This is a genomic window from Sediminimonas sp., assembly GCF_024637375.1.
Lineage (GTDB): Bacteria > Pseudomonadota > Alphaproteobacteria > Rhodobacterales > Rhodobacteraceae > Sediminimonas.
In genome coordinates this window covers 25,064-41,670 of the sequence record NZ_JAGXFK010000053.1, presented here as the reverse complement: position 1 = coordinate 41,670, position 16,607 = coordinate 25,064, and the positions used below count along the sequence as shown (strand labels likewise).

10 protein-coding genes are annotated in these 16,607 nt (G+C 66.5%); 3 read left to right on the top strand and 7 right to left on the bottom strand.

The window, feature by feature from the left end:
- Positions 1 to 42: 42 nt before the first annotated feature.
- The 3 genes from Q0L89_RS08900 to Q0L89_RS08890 are packed head-to-tail and all read left to right on the top strand — an operon-like array spanning position 43 to position 5,089.
- Positions 43 to 666: a TetR/AcrR family transcriptional regulator gene (locus Q0L89_RS08900; RefSeq protein ID WP_296764007.1), complete on the top strand. Its 624-nt coding sequence runs from the start codon at positions 43 to 45 to the stop codon at positions 664 to 666.
- Positions 663 to 1,967 (top strand): HlyD family efflux transporter periplasmic adaptor subunit, encoded by a 1,305-nt coding sequence (locus tag Q0L89_RS08895; RefSeq protein WP_296764005.1) that lies wholly within the window; start codon positions 663 to 665, stop codon positions 1,965 to 1,967. Before Q0L89_RS08900 ends, Q0L89_RS08895 begins: the two co-directional genes overlap by 4 nt.
- On the top strand, positions 1,964 to 5,089 hold the full coding sequence (locus tag Q0L89_RS08890; RefSeq protein ID WP_296763971.1) for an efflux RND transporter permease subunit: 3,126 nt from the start codon (positions 1,964 to 1,966) through the stop codon (positions 5,087 to 5,089). The genes Q0L89_RS08895 and Q0L89_RS08890 overlap by 4 nt, the downstream gene beginning before the upstream one ends.
- Before the next feature lie 126 nt (positions 5,090 to 5,215).
- Here the strand turns inward: Q0L89_RS08890 and Q0L89_RS08885 are convergent, their stop codons facing one another.
- The 7 genes from Q0L89_RS08885 to Q0L89_RS08855 form a co-directional block, all read right to left on the bottom strand.
- Positions 5,216 to 7,741 (bottom strand): arsenate reductase (azurin) large subunit, encoded by a 2,526-nt coding sequence (locus Q0L89_RS08885; RefSeq protein ID WP_296763967.1) that lies wholly within the window; start codon positions 7,739 to 7,741, stop codon positions 5,216 to 5,218.
- Positions 7,742 to 7,757: 16 nt separating this feature from the next.
- Positions 7,758 to 8,279: an arsenate reductase (azurin) small subunit gene (locus Q0L89_RS08880; RefSeq protein ID WP_296763965.1), complete on the bottom strand. Its 522-nt coding sequence runs from the start codon at positions 8,277 to 8,279 to the stop codon at positions 7,758 to 7,760.
- Positions 8,280 to 8,428: 149 nt separating this feature from the next.
- Positions 8,429 to 9,655: a response regulator gene (locus tag Q0L89_RS08875; RefSeq protein WP_296763963.1), complete on the bottom strand. Its 1,227-nt coding sequence runs from the start codon at positions 9,653 to 9,655 to the stop codon at positions 8,429 to 8,431.
- Positions 9,655 to 11,088 (bottom strand): HAMP domain-containing sensor histidine kinase, encoded by a 1,434-nt coding sequence (locus tag Q0L89_RS08870; protein ID WP_296763960.1) that lies wholly within the window; start codon positions 11,086 to 11,088, stop codon positions 9,655 to 9,657. The genes Q0L89_RS08875 and Q0L89_RS08870 overlap by 1 nt, the downstream gene beginning before the upstream one ends.
- On the bottom strand, positions 11,088 to 11,948 hold the full coding sequence (locus Q0L89_RS08865) for a PhnD/SsuA/transferrin family substrate-binding protein (protein ID WP_296763958.1): 861 nt from the start codon (positions 11,946 to 11,948) through the stop codon (positions 11,088 to 11,090). Before Q0L89_RS08865 ends, Q0L89_RS08870 begins: the two co-directional genes overlap by 1 nt.
- Before the next feature lie 223 nt (positions 11,949 to 12,171).
- Positions 12,172 to 12,402, bottom strand: a complete 231-nt coding sequence (locus tag Q0L89_RS08860) for a DUF2188 domain-containing protein (RefSeq protein ID WP_296763955.1) — start codon at positions 12,400 to 12,402, stop codon at positions 12,172 to 12,174.
- A gap of 213 nt (positions 12,403 to 12,615) precedes the next feature.
- Positions 12,616 to 16,317 (bottom strand): vitamin B12-dependent ribonucleotide reductase, encoded by a 3,702-nt coding sequence (locus Q0L89_RS08855; RefSeq protein ID WP_296763953.1) that lies wholly within the window; start codon positions 16,315 to 16,317, stop codon positions 12,616 to 12,618.
- Between the last annotated feature and the right edge of the window lie 290 nt (positions 16,318 to 16,607).

Genomic DNA, 16,607 nt, shown 5'->3' with positions numbered 1-16,607 from the left:
GCATGGCGCGCAAGAAAGTTGTTAGTGATTGGTAACTAACAATTGGAGCGCGCCATGCCGCCAGGCCGAAAGACCGCCCATGACCGCAGGGCCGAGATTGTCGAAACGACCCTGCGGCTGTTGACCTTCACCCCGGTCGAGAAGCTCTCGACCGCGCGCATCGCCGAGACGGTCGGAATCAGCCAGGCCGCGATCTTTCGGCATTTTCCGACCAAGGACGCGCTTTGGGGAGCGGTTCTGGAAGCGGTGGAAACCCGCGCCATCGACGCCTGGGATGCCGCGACGGCGGACGAGGCGCGCCCGCTGGCGCGGTTGCGGGCTATTCTGCGGGCCCAGTTGTCGCTCATCGCCGCGGTTCCGGCCATACCGGTACTTATCTTCAGCGCCGGTCGAATCGCGGCCGAGACCGCCATCCGCCCGGTTCACCAACGGATCATGCAGGGGCTACGCAAGCGGCTCCTCGTGGAATTGCGCGCCGCCGCAACCGAAGTGGCGGCCGGCCCGTCGCCCGAGGACGCCGTCGACCTGTTCCTGGGGCTCGTGCAGGGCACGGTGTTGCGCTGGCGGCTATGCGACGGCAGTTTCGATCTGGTCGCAGAAGGTATGCGGCTCGTGGAAATCCAGATCCGGCTGTTATCCGGGGCCAGAAGGGAGGCGACAGCATGAAGCGCGCACGGATATTGCGGCTTCTGCCGCCGCTCGCTGTCGGCGCGGGAATCGCGGCATGGCTGATCGCCGGATCGGAACCGCCCGAACGGGTGACGCGCGAGGTGCGCTCCGTCACCGCCCGAACGCAGATCGTCGCGCCCCGGCAGATACGCCCGGTGGCCCGCGGATTCGGGACCGTGCGCCCGGCGCGAAGTTGGGAGGCCGTGGCCGAGGTCGCCGGCGCGGTGACCTACAGGCATCCCGATCTGGAGACCGGCAAGCTTGTCTCCGAGGGCACCAGGGTGCTGGAAATCGACCCGACGCGCTACCGGATCGCGCTGCGCCAGACACAGGCCGATCTTGCCGCGCTTCGCGCCGAGAAGAGCCAGATTGAAATGGAGGCGGAAAACACCCGCCGCATCCTCGAAATCGAACGCGAACGGCGCGCGCTGGCCGAGAGCGACCTCGACCGTGTCCGCGCGCTGGCCGCGCGCGGGGCCGTTCCGCAAAGCCGTCTGGACGATCAGGAACGCGCGACCTTGCAACTGCGCCGCGGCGTGCAGGAGCTGGAAAATACGCTGTCCTTGATCCCGGTTCAGCGTGCGCGGCTTGATGCCCAGGTAGCGCGGGCCGAGGCCGGGCTCAGCCGCGCCCGGCGAGACCTGGAAAAGACGCGCATCGAGACGCCGTTCGATCTGCGGGTCGGGCAGGTCCATGTCGAACGCCACCAGTTCGTGCCTGCGGGCGCGCCCCTTGTGAGCGGCGACGGGATCGACCGTGCCGAGGTCACGGCGCATGTGCCGTTCGAGGCCTTCCCGCGGCTGATCGGGGCGGCGGCCCACGGTAGCGAGCTCGAAGCCGGCGAACTCAACCAGGTACTGGGCCGGATAGAGGCGGAACTCAGGCTGGTCCCCGGCAACGGACAGAGCTGGAAGGGCCGGGTGATCCGGGTGGAGAATGCGCTCGACCCGCAAGCCCGGTCGGTCCCGGTGGTGGTTGCCGTCGAGGCGCCCTACGGCGATGCCAACCCGCCCCTGCGCTTGCCGCTGGTGCCCAACATGTATGTCGAGGTGACGCTGACCGGGCCGCCGGGGCCACCGCAGATCGCGGTTCCCGCCGGCGCGGTCCACGAGGGTGACACCGTCTACCTGCGCGACGGTGACGGCCTGCTTGCGCTGCGACAAATCACGCTCGGCTGGCGACAGGGCGGGATGGCGGTGATCGAGGCGGGCCTTGATGAGGGCGACGAGGTGGTTCTCGACGACATCGTGCCGGCGATTCCCGGGTTGCGGGTGATCGCGGCGGAGAACGGGTCATGATCGGCTGGTTTGCGCGCCATCCGACCGCCGCAAACCTGCTTCTGGTGCTGATTGCAGCGGCCGGGATATTCGCCGCGCCAATGCTCATGCGCGAGACGTTTCCCGACTTCCGCCCCAGCGAGGCAGAGATCACGGTGGTCTATCGCGGCGCCTCGGCGGCGGAAGTGGAGGATTCCATCTGCCGCCGGATCTGGGACGCGGTCGAAGCGGTCGAACACCTGGAGGAGTTGACCTGCACCGCGCAGGAAAACACGGGCCGGGCCGTGGCGACCATGGCGCCGGCCGGCGATGCCGGCCGTTTCCTCAACGATCTGCGCACCGAGGTGACAGCGGTCGACGATTTTCCCGATGCCGCCGACCCACCGGTGGTGCGCCAGTTGCACCGCGCCGACAGGGTCGCTTCGGTCGCGGTGGCGGGCGATCTGCCGGTAACGCAGCTTGATCGCTATGCCGCCGGGCTACGCGATCGGCTCGCGGCCCTGCCGGGGGTGGCGGATGTCAGCATGACCGGCGTTGGTGCACGGCAGTTTCGCATCATCGTGCCGCGCGGCGTGCTGGTGCAGCACGGGTTGAGCGCCTCGGACCTCGCGGCGCGGATCGGTGCGCAGAGCGTCGACCGCCCGCTTGGCGCGATCGAGACGCCGGCGCGCGAAATCGCGCTGCGCTTTGCCGATGAACGCCGGACCGCGGCGGCGCTGGCGGAGATCGTGGTACTGTCGAAACCCGGCGGGGCGCAACTGACGCTTGGCCAGATTGCCCGCATCGAGGAACGCTTCAGCCCCGAGGAGGAGCGCGCCTTTCTCGACGGGCAGCGCGCGGTCTTCCTGCAAGTCGACAAGGCGCTTGGCGCCGACGCGCTGCGCGTCTTCGACCGCACGACAACGCTTGTTGCGGCGGAACGGGCGGTGTTGCCCGATACACTGCGCGTCGAGGTGGTGCAGGACATGACCTCGATCGTGCGCGACCGCCTCACGATGCTGGTCAAAAACGGCATCATCGGCCTGGTGCTGGTGGTGGCCGTCATGAGCCTGTTCTTCCGCCCCGGCTACGCGATCTGGGCGGCGCTTGGGCTGCCGGTGGCCTTTCTCGGGGCCTTCGTGGTGATGGCGGTCACGGGGTTGTCGCTCAACATGATCACGCTGGTGGCGCTGTTGATGGCGATCGGGATCGTGATGGACGACTCGATCGTGATATCGGATTCAATCGCCGAGTCGGCGGCGGATGGCGCCTCGCGGACCGAAGCCGCGATCGAGGGTACGCGCCGGGTGCTGCCCGGCGTGCTGTCGTCATTTGCCACGACGGTGGCGATCTTCGCCCCCCTTTCCTTTCTCGCGGGCGAGCTGGGCGCGGTGCTGGAGGTTCTGCCCGTGGTCCTGATCGCGGCGCTCTCGGCGAGCCTGCTGGAGGCGTTCTGGGTCTTGCCGCACCACCTGTCGCACGGGCTCAAGTCGGCCGAGAGCGCGCCCTCGGCCCTGCGCGCATGGTTCGAGCGCGGCTTCGCCCGGGTTCGCGACGGCGGCCTCGGGGCCGTGGTCGACGCGGCGATCGCCTGGCGCTACCTCGTGGCCGGGATGACGCTGGCGGCGCTGGTGATCACCGCCGCGCTGATGCGCGGCGGCTATGTGCAACGCGAGGCGCTGCCCGAGATCGACGGCGACGTGCTGGAGGCGCGCATCCTGATGCCGCAAGGCACGCCGCTGTCGCGCACGGGCGACGTGGCCGACCACATCGTTGCCGCACTCGACGCGGTCAACACGCGCCTGACGCCGCAGCAGCCCGGCGGCGCACCGCTGGTCGAGTCGGTGCAGGTGTTCTTCGGACGCAACGCCACTGCCGGCGAGAGCGGCCCGCACGTGGCCACGATCTCGGCCGACCTTCTGGGCGCCGAGACGCGGACCACCACGCTCGACGAACTGATCGCCGCGTGGCGCTCGGGTATCGGGGCGGTGCCGGGCGCCATCGCCGTGACACTGCTCGAACCCGGGATCGGGCCGCAGGGTCGCGCGGTGGAAATCCGCCTCACGGCACCCGATCTGGGGCGGCTCGAGTCGGCCGGGAACCGCCTGATCGCCGAACTCGAAACCTATGGCGGTGTCTACAACGCGATCCACGACCTGCGTCCCGGTCGGCCCGAGCTGCGCCTTGCGCTTGCCGAAGGGGCGACAGGGCTGGGCCTGACGGCGCGGGATGTCGCCGCGCAGATCGGCTCTGCCTGGCTGGGCGAGATCGTGGCGACCGTACAGGAGGGCGACATTTCCCACGAGATCGAGCTGGAACAGGCCGCGAAAGACCGCGCCTCGTTCGACGACCTGATGGCCTTCGAGGTGCTGTTGCCCGATGGCGCGCGCGTTCCGCTCGGCACCGTGGCGCGGATCGAGGAGGCGCGAAGCTGGGGCAGCGTCACCCATGTGGACGGGCGCCGCACGCTTACCGTTGCAGCGGATGTGGACGGGCGCACGGGCAATGCCGACGCCATCGTCAGCGATCTGGCGGCCGGCTACCTGCCCGACCTCGTCGCCGAGTTTCCGGGCCTGTCGGTCGAGATCGGCGGCCAGAACGCCAACTCGGCCGAAACCATCGGCTCGATCCTGCGCGGCTTTCTCGTCGGGCTGGTGGGCATCTACCTGGTGCTGTCGTTCCAGTTCCGCAGCTATGTCGAACCAGTCATCGTCATGCTGACGATCCCGCTGGCGCTGGTTGGCGTGGTGCTCGGGCACCTGGCAATGGGGTACAACATCTCGATGCCCTCGATCATGGGCGCGGCCTCTCTGGCGGGGATCGTGGTCAACAACGCGATCCTGCTGATCCAGGTCATCAAGCGGCGCGCCGGCGAGGGGATGGCCCTCGTTCAGGCGGCAGGCCGGGCCAGCCGCGAGCGATTCCGCCCCATCGTCGTGTCGGTCTCGACCACCATCATGGGGCTGTTGCCGCTGCTGGCCGAGACCAGCACCCAGGCCCAGACCGTCAAGCCGCTGGTGATCTCGGTCGTTTTCGGGCTGTTTTCCGCCACGGTGCTGGTGCTGATCGTGCTGCCGGCGTTCTATGCCATACTCGATGACATGGGGTTTGCCGATGCGCAATCCGGCATGAAGCCGCGCCTGTCCGGCGACGCGGCAGGCTGATTACGCTCTGACATCGCTCGCATGGCATGAAGCGCGGCTGCCAGCCGCTGTCTGTTTGGCGACCGCCACGCAATAACCCCGCCCCCGGGCTCGCGGGGGCGGGGGGCAGAGATCATGTTGGCGCGATCAGAGCTTGAATTCCTTCGACTTGAAGGAGATGCCCTGCGCCACCATCGGGGTGTCGCTGATCTTGCGGATATCCGCCCAGGTCTGTTTGTAGACCGGGATCACCAGCTCGTTCACGCCCTCGTTGACGACATTGCCCTGCGTGCCGCGCGGGCTGCCGAACAGCATGAAGGTCTGGCCACGCTTGGCCGTGTCGGTGGGATAGGCCATCGCCTGGGCGGCGCCGTTCGAGTTGAACACCTCGACAAGATCGCCGGCGGTGATGCCGCGTTCGGCCATGTCCTCGGGATTCATCTCGATGAACGGGTAGGGCCAGCGATCGAGGACGAAGTCGTTGTCCTGATCGAGGAACCAGTTCTGCCAGTTCAGGTTCGACCGGCCGTTGTTGATGAAGAACGGATAGCGATCCATCTCCACCGCCTTGCCCGGCGTCACCTGGCCGCGCCACGGCCCGGCCATGAAGCGCGCGCGGCCGTCGTCGGACGAGAACACCCCATCGGCATAAAGCCGCGGCGTGCCGACGATGGTATCGCCTTCCACGCCCTGCGGCGGCTCCTGGAAGCCGTTGGTGCCCAGCTTGCGCAGCCGGTCATAGGTGACCTCGGGGTTGGCGCTGCCATAGCCATCGGCAAAGGCATCGGCCTCGGTTTGCCAGTCGTACCCCTTGAACTGCTCGGCATAGGTGTCGAGCCCCAGATCGCGCAGCGCCCTTTCCATCGCCTGCGCGATGCCGGCCGCGATCAGGCAGTCGGGCTTGGCGTTACCCGGCGGGTCCATGTATTTCTCCGCCAGGCGCATCCGCCGCTCGCCGTTCATCGAGGTGAGGTTCATCTCGCCCTGCTGCGCGGCGGGCAGCACCACATGCGCCTGCTTGCCCATCTCGTTTTGGACGATGTCCATGTTGACCGCGAACAGGCCGCCCTGCTTGACTGCGACCACGATCGCCTCGATCAGCGCCTCGCGGTCGCCGCCGGCGACAGCATCCATCGCTTCCTTCACCATATTGGTGCGGCGGTTGTAGGCGCGCTTGTACTCGGTGGCGTTCAGCGTCGTGCGGTAGTGGTTGCAGGCCCAGATGTGGTGGACGCCGCCCTTGCCGCCGATCAGCAACTGGTCAACATAGGCCGCGGGGCGCCCGACATGGCCCTCGGGCGGGCGGAAATAGCCCTCCTGGTGGCCGCCCATGCGCACACAGCCACCGCCCGGCTGACCGATATTGTGCGTGGCAAGCGCGATGTTCACCAGCGCGCCGTTGGTGCGGTAGTTGTCGTTGCCCCAGATGATGCCTTTCTCGTAGCCGATCATCGTGCGCTTGCGCGCCCCGTCTTCCTTGGGTTGCGCGATCCACTCGGCCGCCTTGCGGATGTCTTCGGCCGGCACACCGCAGATATCGGCGGCTTCCTCGATCGACATCCTGTTGGCATCCACGGCATCCTCGAAGCTCGACAGGTGCCCCGGCTGGCCGTCGGCCACGCCGCGCGCGGGAAACAGCGGCGGACGGTCCTGCGCCTCGCGCAGGGTGCTTGCCTCGATGAAGTCCATCGAATGCCAGCCCTGATCGACGATGTAGGTAAAGATCGCGTTGGCCAGCGCCAGGTCGGTGCCCGAATTGATCGGCAGGTGCAGAACATTGTCGGCCCCGGCGGCCTGTTCGGCGGCGTTGACCGACACGGTGCGCCGCGGATCGACGAAGATGACCCGCGCCTGCGGGTGCGCCTCGCCGGGCAGCATGTCTTGCTTCTTGGTGCTGCTGACACCCTGCAAGTTCGAGATCCAGTGGTTGAGGAAGTAGTTGGTCTGGCATTCCAGCGGGTTGCAGCCCCAGGCGACCAGGGTGTCGGCCAGTTCGGCATCCTCGTAGGCGTTGTTCAATTCGCCCACGCCCATGTCGCGGGTGGCGTGCACCTCGGAATTGTAGGCCGGGCGGTTGTGGATGCGGACGTTCTTGACCTTCATCGACTCGAAATAGAGCTTGCCGGTGCCCCAGGTATTCTCATACCCGCCGCCCGAGCCGCCATGGTCGAACATCGACACCAGCAACTCGTCCTCGCCCTCGTCGGCGACGATGCGGGCAGTCACCTGACCAACCAGGTCGAAGGCGTCCTCCCAACTGGTTGGCTGGTAGCTGCCATAGCGCCACACCAGCGGATCGGTCAGCCGTTGCTGTTGGGTGCCGGTGACGGTGGAGGGGTGGTTTTCGGCCATCCGTGCGCCGCGCACCGAGCCGAGGCCCGAGTTGACCACGCAATTCACGTCGGGCTTGACGACCAGTTGAACATCCTTCCCGTCCTGCTTGACGATGTTGTACATTGACGGCGAATACCAGGCTTCGGTGTCCTGGAACTGCTGTTCGGAAAGGTCCGTGCCGAACTTGTTCTGGTTCGGGGCCGTTCCGCCCTGCTTGTTCATCGGCCAAGTGTAGGCCTTGTAGCCGCAGCCGACGATGCAGTAGTGGCACACGGCATTGTGTTCCTTGGCGTCTGCGGGAATGATCGGCAGACGGTCGATCTGTCTTTTGTAAGCCATTGGTCTTGTTCCTCCCTCAGAGCGTGTTGGACAGGCGGCCGTAGATCAGCTCGTCCACGCCTTCGGCATAAATGTCGCCGGAATCGTCCACGCGCAGCACGAATTGCGGCAGGTTGTGGGTGGCGTGACCCCAGACCTGCTGGCCGCCGGCCTCGGCGTCGAAGCGCGAATAGTGTCCGGGGCAATTGAGCGTGCGGTCGTCGGCGTTGTAGTTCAGGAACCACCCCTTGTGCGGGCACAGCACCGAAAAGGCGACGATATCGCCATCGGGGCCGGCACCGCCCTCGACCGCCTCGCCCAGCTTCAGCAGGACGCCCGGGCTGTCGGCATCGGGATAGGCCACATCCATCGGTTCGTTCACCGCCAGATCGGCCATGTTGGCGAGGCGGTTCGCCGGGTAATCCACGCGCGCGAGCGCCGGCTTCGCCTCGGCCTCGCTGGTTCCCGCGACCGTTGCCGCCGCCGCCCCGGCCGAGGCCATGAGCCCCCCGCGCAGGAACTGACGACGACCGGCATCGACTAGCTTGTTACATTTCATCGGCTTGGGTCCTCCCTTGCTTAACCTGTTCAGGGTAACAAGGGCGCGCGGGCGGAGTCGGCGTTTTTCACATGCTGCGCAGATGTCATAACATATTGTTATCGCAGGGTTTTAAATCCCTGTTCGGAAATCCGAACATGCCCTTGATGCTAAAGCCCGAGCTTGTGCATCTTTTCCCACAGCGTCGTTCGCGACACCCGCAATAGCTTCGCCGCCTCGGTCACATGCCCACCCGCGAGGTCGAGCGCGGCGATGATCTGGCGCCGTTCCGTGGCCTCGCGGGCTTCCGCGAGCGTGGGAAACCGTCCCGCGGCCTGCTGCTCGGGGAACAGGTCCGCGGGCTGAATCCACTCTCCTTCCGCAAGCTGGAGCGCGCCAACGAGACGGCTGCGCACCTCGCGGCCGTTGTCGGGCCAGTCATGGGCGCGGGCCGCGTCCTCTGCGAGGCTCGAGAGCCCTTTCAGGGGTCTCGTCGACCACCTGCCTGCGAAGCGTCTGAACATCTCGCCCAGAAGCCATACCGCATCTTCGGGGCGCTCCCGCAGCGGCGGCACCGGAATCTCGACCCCGGCCAACCGCGATAGCAGATCCCGGCGAAACGCCCGCCCCGCCGCCTGGTGCCCGGTCCCCGGCCCCATGGTCGAAACGATCCGGCCGGCAAATCCCGCGTCAAGCCGGGCCGTGAGCGCGTCCTGCTCGGCCGGATCCAGGCGCTCGACCGCGATCAGTACAACGGTGCCCTCGCCGACCCGGGTCAATGCGCCATCGGCTCCGAACAGCGTTTCGCGCGCACTCGGGTCCCGGGCCAGATCGACTTCGATCACCGGGGCGGCGCTGCGGTCGGACAGCATGTGCACGCGCCGCGCGACACGGGTCTTTCCGGTACCCGGGGCGCCACGAACGAGCACGGGAAGCGACGACCGCGCGGCCTGGGCCGCCTGCGCATCGAGCTTCATCGCCGCGGCGGACGTGCCGAACGGCGTTGCCTGTCCCTCGTCGTCCCGCGAATCTACCAACCGGCGCAAACGATCGAGGAACGCGCCCATCTCGAAGGGTTTGGTCACGTAGTCCGCCGCCCCGGCCTGCATCAGGCGCACCGCCTGGTCGATCCCGCCGTGCCCGGTGATGAAAAGAAAGGGCGGCGGCGTCATCGTCTGGCACAGGGTGGTGAAGATTTCCTCGCCGGTTCCGTCGGGCAGGCGAATGTCGCAGACGACCGCATGAACCCGGGCGCGCGGCGAGCGGATCGCGTGAATGGCGCGCACGGCCTGCTTGACCCAGGTCACCTCGGCGCCTTCCAACTCCAGCCGTTGGGTGATCGACTCGCCCATGATGTGGTCATCCTCGACCAGCACGATGCGTGCGCCCCGGAACATCACGCCACCTCGCGCGCCCGTTTGCCCGGCAGGGTCACGGTGATCACGGTGCGCCCCTCGTGGCGGTCATGCGCGATGCGGCCCCCCAGGGACGAGACCAGGTCGCGCACCACGCGCAGCCCCACACCGCCGCCCGGCTCGGTGGGTGCCGAGCTGAAAAGCCGCCGCAGCGCCGCCTCCGAAAGGCCGGGCCCGCCGTCGGTGACGACAAGTTGCAAGCCATCTTCCAAGCCGTCGACGCGCAACGATACGGTGCCGCTCGGTCCCGCCGCATTCAGCGCGTTGAGCACAAGGTTCAGCGCAATCTGGCGCACCGGGCCGGCAGGATGCGGGGCAAGATCGTCCGCCGAGGCGTCGATCATCCAGCCCAGGCTTTGCCGCTGCCGCTGCGCCTCCGGCGCGACGAGCATGCGCAGGTCTTCAAGGTCTTCGGGTTTCAATGCCTCGCCGCGCCGGTCGACCCGGTTGTGGTCCAGCGCCGCGGCGCTGACATCGCGCAGATGCCTGAGCCCCCGCACCAGTATCCCCGCAGACTTGCGAACGGTATCGGGGCGTTCGGCATATGTCTCGATCGTGTCCGCGGCATTCAACAGGCCACCGAGCGGGTTGTTGATCTCGTGCGCGAGCGACGAACTGAGACGGCCCAGGCTGACGAGGCGTTCGCGCTCGGCCAGGCGCCGCTCGGTATCGGATTTCGCCGCAATGGCATCTACCATGTCGTTGTAGGTGCGAAAGAGGCGCGCGACCTCTGAATCGCCCGACGGCACCTCCTGCGGCGGTATCGGCTCGGGCCGTCCGGCACCGGCCGCCATGCGACCGGCGAGAACCGATATCGGCCTGAGCATCCGCCGCGTCACGACAAGCCCGATCAGCGCCAGCCCCCCGGTGGCCACCGTGTTGAAGACGATCAGCGCCAGCGTGGCGCGGCGGCGCTCGGCGGCGAGATCGGATACATCCATCTCGGTCAGGATGCGCCCGACGCCGCGCCCCTGATAGACCAGCGGCGCCAGAACGCGAACGTGCCCGTCGGCCGAAGTCAACGCGATCTCGTCAAGCTTCGGCACGGTGTCCAGATCGGTCAGGTCCGACAATTCGCTGCCCACCGGGGCGCGGCGCGGATCGGTCGCCGCGATGACCTGACCGTCGCTGTCTGAAACCACCGTCAGGATCATGCGCTGATCGGCGCCGGCCTGCCGCGCCCGGTCCAGCGTGTCGTAGACTTCCCAGACGTCTTCGCGCAATACCGACGGGCCGAGCGCGACCGACAGGCCGTCGACGTGCAGGCGCATCAGCTCTTCCAGCCGCGCCTCCTGCGCGCGCGTGAGCGCGGTGAGAACCTGATGCGACGCGATCAAACCGACCAGCACCATCAGCGCCGCCGACATGATCGGGACCCGCACCGAAATCGGCAGCCTGGCGAAGGCGCGGATCATCACAGGCGGCTCACGTCGCGCATCCGGGCCGCGATGCCGTCGAACAGCGACACCTCGCCCGGTGCGACCCCGTCGAGGTGCAGGGTGCGCAGCGCCGCGCGGCCCTCCGGCGTTGTCTCCATACTCGACAGCGCCTGCGCGAACCGGGCCACCGCGGGGGCCGCGACCCGGTCTGCGCGCGCCACGAACGGCGGAAACCCCAACCATTCGGATCGTGAAACGACGCGGGTGCGCCCGGCAAGCCCCGGGTCCACCTCTGACAGCACGTCCCAGACATAGCCATCTACGCTGCCCGAACGGGTCAGGCCGCTGGCCACCGCGCGCACCACGTTGCGGTGGCCGTAGGTAAAGATGGACCGGGCAAAGAAATCGTCCGGCGTCCGCCCCATCCGGGCCAGGTTCGACGCCGTCACCAGCCAGCCCGAATTGCTATCGGGATCGGAAAAGGCGTGAAGGCCGCCTTCGAGGTCTGCCAGCCCGGTCGCCGGATCGCCCGGCGCGGCGATCAGGTACGACCGGTAGAGCGGCCGGCCGTTCCAGACCGGCACCCCGATCAGCGACAGCGCCTTGCGATGTTGCAGGAACGGATACCCGCACAGCCAGGCGGCGTCGATCGCGCCTTCGAGAAGCAGGCCGGTGACTTCTTCGTAGGTGCGCCTCTGGAGCAACTCGATCGGCTGGTCCATGGCCGCGTGGAACGTGTTGCGAAGCTGCGCGATGACGGCGGCATCGTTGTCGAGGAACACCGGCGTCAGCCCGAGGCGGAACGGCGCGTCCCCCGCCGCGATCGCGGCCGGGGCGCCGCAAAGCGACGCGGCCGCCGCCGCGCCGACAAACCCCCGCCTGGTGATCGCGCGCATCATCGCGTCTCCTCCCCGGATGTGCCCTGCCCCGATCAGACAGCCTAACGCCTCGCCGCGCGCGGCGGCAAGGCACCGGACAAGAAAAGGGGCGCCCGCAGGCGCCCCCAGTCTGGCCGATCGGGCGCATCGTTGACCGCTCGCCGTCTCGCCTGTTTCCCGATCGGCCCGGGGCGAGCGCACCCGCCCCGGCCCTGTCTTCGAGCGTCACACCCGGTTTGGCCTAACCCTTCGGAGGAAATGGATCTCTGCCGTAGGTGTTACGCTCTCTAATTTGCCCGCCTCGTCCCTGAAGAATGGCTTCGCCGCCGGTATCGCGAGCCCTGTCTTGCGAATACTCCCAAGATTCTCTCTGGGTATCGAAAACCCGAGACGGTCTCTGACTACCCTCTCTTTGCGAAGCCCATCGCCCATCTGCGCGAGGGGAGGTCCAATAGTTCTCTTTCTTGGTCATTGCTATTGTGCTCCAGTTTATCCACAGATTTCCCGAATATGTTGGGGTCAGATCTGTGCGTAACTCAGTGCGTTATTGATCTCCAAATCCGCTTCTGTTTGGCTTCACTCAATCGACCTTTGGCCGATTTGGTTATTCCTTCGCCCGCACTGATCAGGCGAGGGAAGAGCCGGGGACCGGTGCTGCAACACCGGTCCCCAACCCTCAATTTCCTCAACTGCACCCGCTCGTGCCGCCGCAGGTGTTGCACTTCATGCAGGTGCCGTTGCGCACCAGCGTGTAGTTGCCGCATTCGCCGCAGGCCTCGCCCTCGTAGCCCTGCATGCGGGCCTTGCTGCGGGGGTCGATGCCGGTGCTCCCCGCGGTGACCGCCGCGGCCGAAACCGACCGTGTCGCAACGGTGCGCAACTCGGCGCCGCCGGCGGTGACACGGTCGAACGTCTGAACCGTCTCGCCGGTGGCCGACAGCGTCGCCGCATCGGCCTGCCCGCCGTTGAGCACCATCAACTCGTGCGGCAGCCGCTTGCGCAGATAGCCGGTGGAACTGATCTGCTTGAGCACCTCCAGCGACCGGCTGGCGGCAGTATCGCTCAACTCCGACACGTTGCCGACGCCCTCCTCCTCGCCGTGACCGATGTCGTCAAAGCTGGCGCCCACGGGTTTGACATGCGCCAGGTCGGTGCGGTCGAGGTAGCTGACCGCGAGTTCGCGGAAGATGTAGTCGAGGATCGAGGTGGCGTTCTTGATGCTGTCGTTGCCCTGCACCAGGCCCGCGGGCTCGAACTTGGTGAAGGTGAAGGCATCCACGAACTCTTCCAGCGGCACGCCGTATTGCAGGCCCACCGATACCGCGATGGCGAAGTTGTTCATCATGGCGCGGAAACCCGCACCTTCCTTGTGCATGTCGATAAAGATCTCGCCGATGTTGCCATCCTCGTACTCGCCGGTGCGCAAGTATACCTTGTGCCCGCCGATCACCGCCTTCTGGGTGTAGCCCTTGCGCCGCTCGGGCAGCTTTTCGCGCCCGCGGGCCACTTCGCGCACCACCACTTTCTCGACGATCTTCTCGGCCAGCATGGCGGCCTTGTCGTGCTGGCTGCCGGTTTCCAGCACCTCGGCCGCCTCGTCGTCGTCCTCGACCAGCGCCGAAGCGAGCGGCTGGCTGAGTTTCGAGCCGTCGCGGTAAAGCGCGTTGGCCTTCACCCCCAGCGACCAACTGAGTTCATAGGCGCGCTGGCAGTCCTCGATGGTGGCATCGTTGGGCATGTTGATGGTCTTGGAAATCGCCCCCGAGATGAAGCTCTGCGCCGCCGCCATCATGTAGATGTGGCTGTCGACGCTGAGGAACCGCTTGCCCCGCTTGCCGCATGGGTTGGCGCAATCGAAGATGTGGTAATGCGAGGGGCTCAGATGCGGCGCCCCTTCCAGCGTCATGGTCCCGCAGACATGGTCGTTGGTCGCCTCAATATCGGCCTTCGAGTAGCCCAGATAGGTGAGCATGTCGAAGGTCGGATCGTTCAGCCGCTCGGCCGGGATGCCCAGCACGTTGGTGCAGAACTCGGCGCCCAGCGTCCACTGGTTGAACACGAAACGGATATCGAAGGCACTGCCGAGCGCGGCCTCGACCTTCTCGATCTCGCCCGGGCCGAAGCCCTTGGCGATCAACGAATTGGTGTTGATGCCTGGTGCGTTACCGATGCTGCCGTGACCCACGGCATAGGCCACGATCTCCTCGATCTGCGCCGGGCCGTAGCCCAGCTTTTCCAGTGCCGCGGGCACCGACTGGTTGATGATCTTGAAATAGCCGCCGCCGGCCAGTTTCTTGAACTTCACCAGCGCGAAATCGGGCTCGATGCCGGTGGTGTCGCAATCCATCACCAGCCCGATCGTGCCCGTGGGCGCGATCACCGATACCTGCGCGTTGCGATAGCCGTTGCTCTCGCCCAGGCGCAGCGCTTCGTCCCAGCTCGACTTGGCCAGTTCGACCAGCCGCGCATCGGGGCAATTGCCATGGTCCAGTGCAACAGGCTTGACCGCCAGATCCTCGTACCCGTCGTTCGCGCCATAGGCGGCGGTGCGGTGGTTGCGGATCACCCGCAGCATATGGGCGGCGTTGCGTTCGTACCCCGCGAACGCGCCCAACTCGCCCGCCATTTCGGCGCTGGTGGCATAAGATACGCCGGTCATGATCGCGGTCAGCGCGCCGGCCATGGCGCGGCCCTCGGGCGAGTCATACCCCAGCCCCATGTTCATCAGCAGCCCGCCGATATTGGCATAGCCCAGGCCCAGCGTGCGGAATTCATAGGAAAGCCGCGCGATTTCCTTCGACGGGAACTGCGCCATGGTGACGCTGATTTCCAGCGTCAGCGTCCACAGCCGGGTGGCGTGCATGTAGCTTTCGGCGTCGAATTCCCCGTTATGGTAGAACTTGAGCAGGTTCATCGATGCCAGGTTGCAGGCCGTGTCATCGAGGAACATGTATTCCGAGCACGGGTTCGAGCCGCGGATCGCGCCATCTTCGGGGCAGGTGTGCCAGGCGTTGACGGTGTCGTGATACTGGATGCCCGGATCGGCGCAAGCCCAGGCGGCGTGGCCGATATCTTCCCACAGATCGCGAGCGCGAACGGTCCTGGCGACCGAGCCGTCGGTGCGCCGGATCAGTTCCCAGTTGCTGTCGTCCGCGACCGCCTTGAGAAAGGCGTCGGTGACCCGGATCGAGTTGTTGGAATTCTGGCCCGATACGCTGGCATAGGCCTCGGAATCCCAATCGGTGTCATAGGTGGGAAACTCGATGCTGGCATAGCCCTGACGCGCATAGTCAAGCACCCGCTTGACGTAGGTTTCGGGAATCTGCACCTGCTTTGCGGCACGGATCGCCGCCTTGAGCGCGGCGTTGGCCTTGGGGTCGACCGCATCCTCGGCGCTGCCGTCCCAGGCGCGGATCGCGGCGAAGATGTCGTTGAGCCGCGCCTCGTGCATCTTGGAGCCGGCGACGATGCTGGCGACCTTCTGCTCCTCGATCACCTTCCAGTTGATGAATTCCTCGATATCGGGGTGATCGACATCGGCAATCACCATCTTGGCGGCGCGACGCGTGGTGCCGCCCGACTTGATGGCGCCCGCCGCCCGGTCGCCGATCTTGAGAAAGCCCATCAGGCCGGACGACTTGCCGCCGCCCGAAAGCGGCTCACCCTCGCCGCGCAGGCTTGAAAAGTTGGTGCCGGTGCCCGAGCCGTACTTGAACAGCCGCGCCTCGCGGACCCACAGATCCATGATGCCGCCATCGCTGACCAGGTCGTCCTTGACCGACTGGATAAAACAGGCGTGCGGTTGCGGGTGCTCGTAGGCGCTGGTCGAGCGGGTCAGCTTGCCGGTCTTGTAGTCGACATAATAGTGCCCCTGCCCCGGCCCGTCGATGCCGTAGGCCCAGTGCAGCCCGGTGTTGAACCATTGCGGGGAGTTGGGCGCGCCCATTTGCGCCGCCAGGATATAGCGCATCTCGTCATAATAGGCGCGCGCGTCCTCTTCGGTGGTGAAATAGCCGCCCTTCCAGCCCCAGTAGGCCCAGGCGCCGGCCAGGCGGTCGAAGACGTGCCTGGCGCTGGTCTCGCCGATGCGGCGTTCGGCCTCGGGCAGGTCGGCCAGTGCCGCCTCGTCCGCGACCGAGCGCCACAGGAACGACGGCACGCCCTTTTCGCGGACCCGCTTGAGCCGCGCCGGGACGCCCGCCTTACGGAAATACTTCTGCGCGATCACGTCCGAGGCCACCTGGCTCCAGCCGCGGGGCACCTCGACATTGTCGAGCCGGAACACCACAGAGCCGTCGGGGTTGCGAATTTCCGACGCGGTGGTGGTGAATTCCAGCGCCGCGTATGCGTCCTGCCCTGCCGTGGTGAATTGTCTTTCGATTTTCATGTCACTGCGCCCCGTATTGATCAGCGTTTTCAAATTCGCGCGGCTTGACGCCGCCTGGCCTGTTGTCGGGGTGCAGACATCGCTCGCCCGGCCCGTGCCCTGCATACAGGGCACGAACGACCGGTCGCAGCCGGTCGGCTTGGATTGTCTGTTTTCCCCGAACCAGCAACCGCATACTACATTTAGTGGCGATTTCCGCTGGCCTACATAATCTGGCCCAAACCCGGCCCGCGAACAACGGATTTTTTCATCTTTTTGAAAGCAATTTTTGTTGACGCGATTTCGCGACA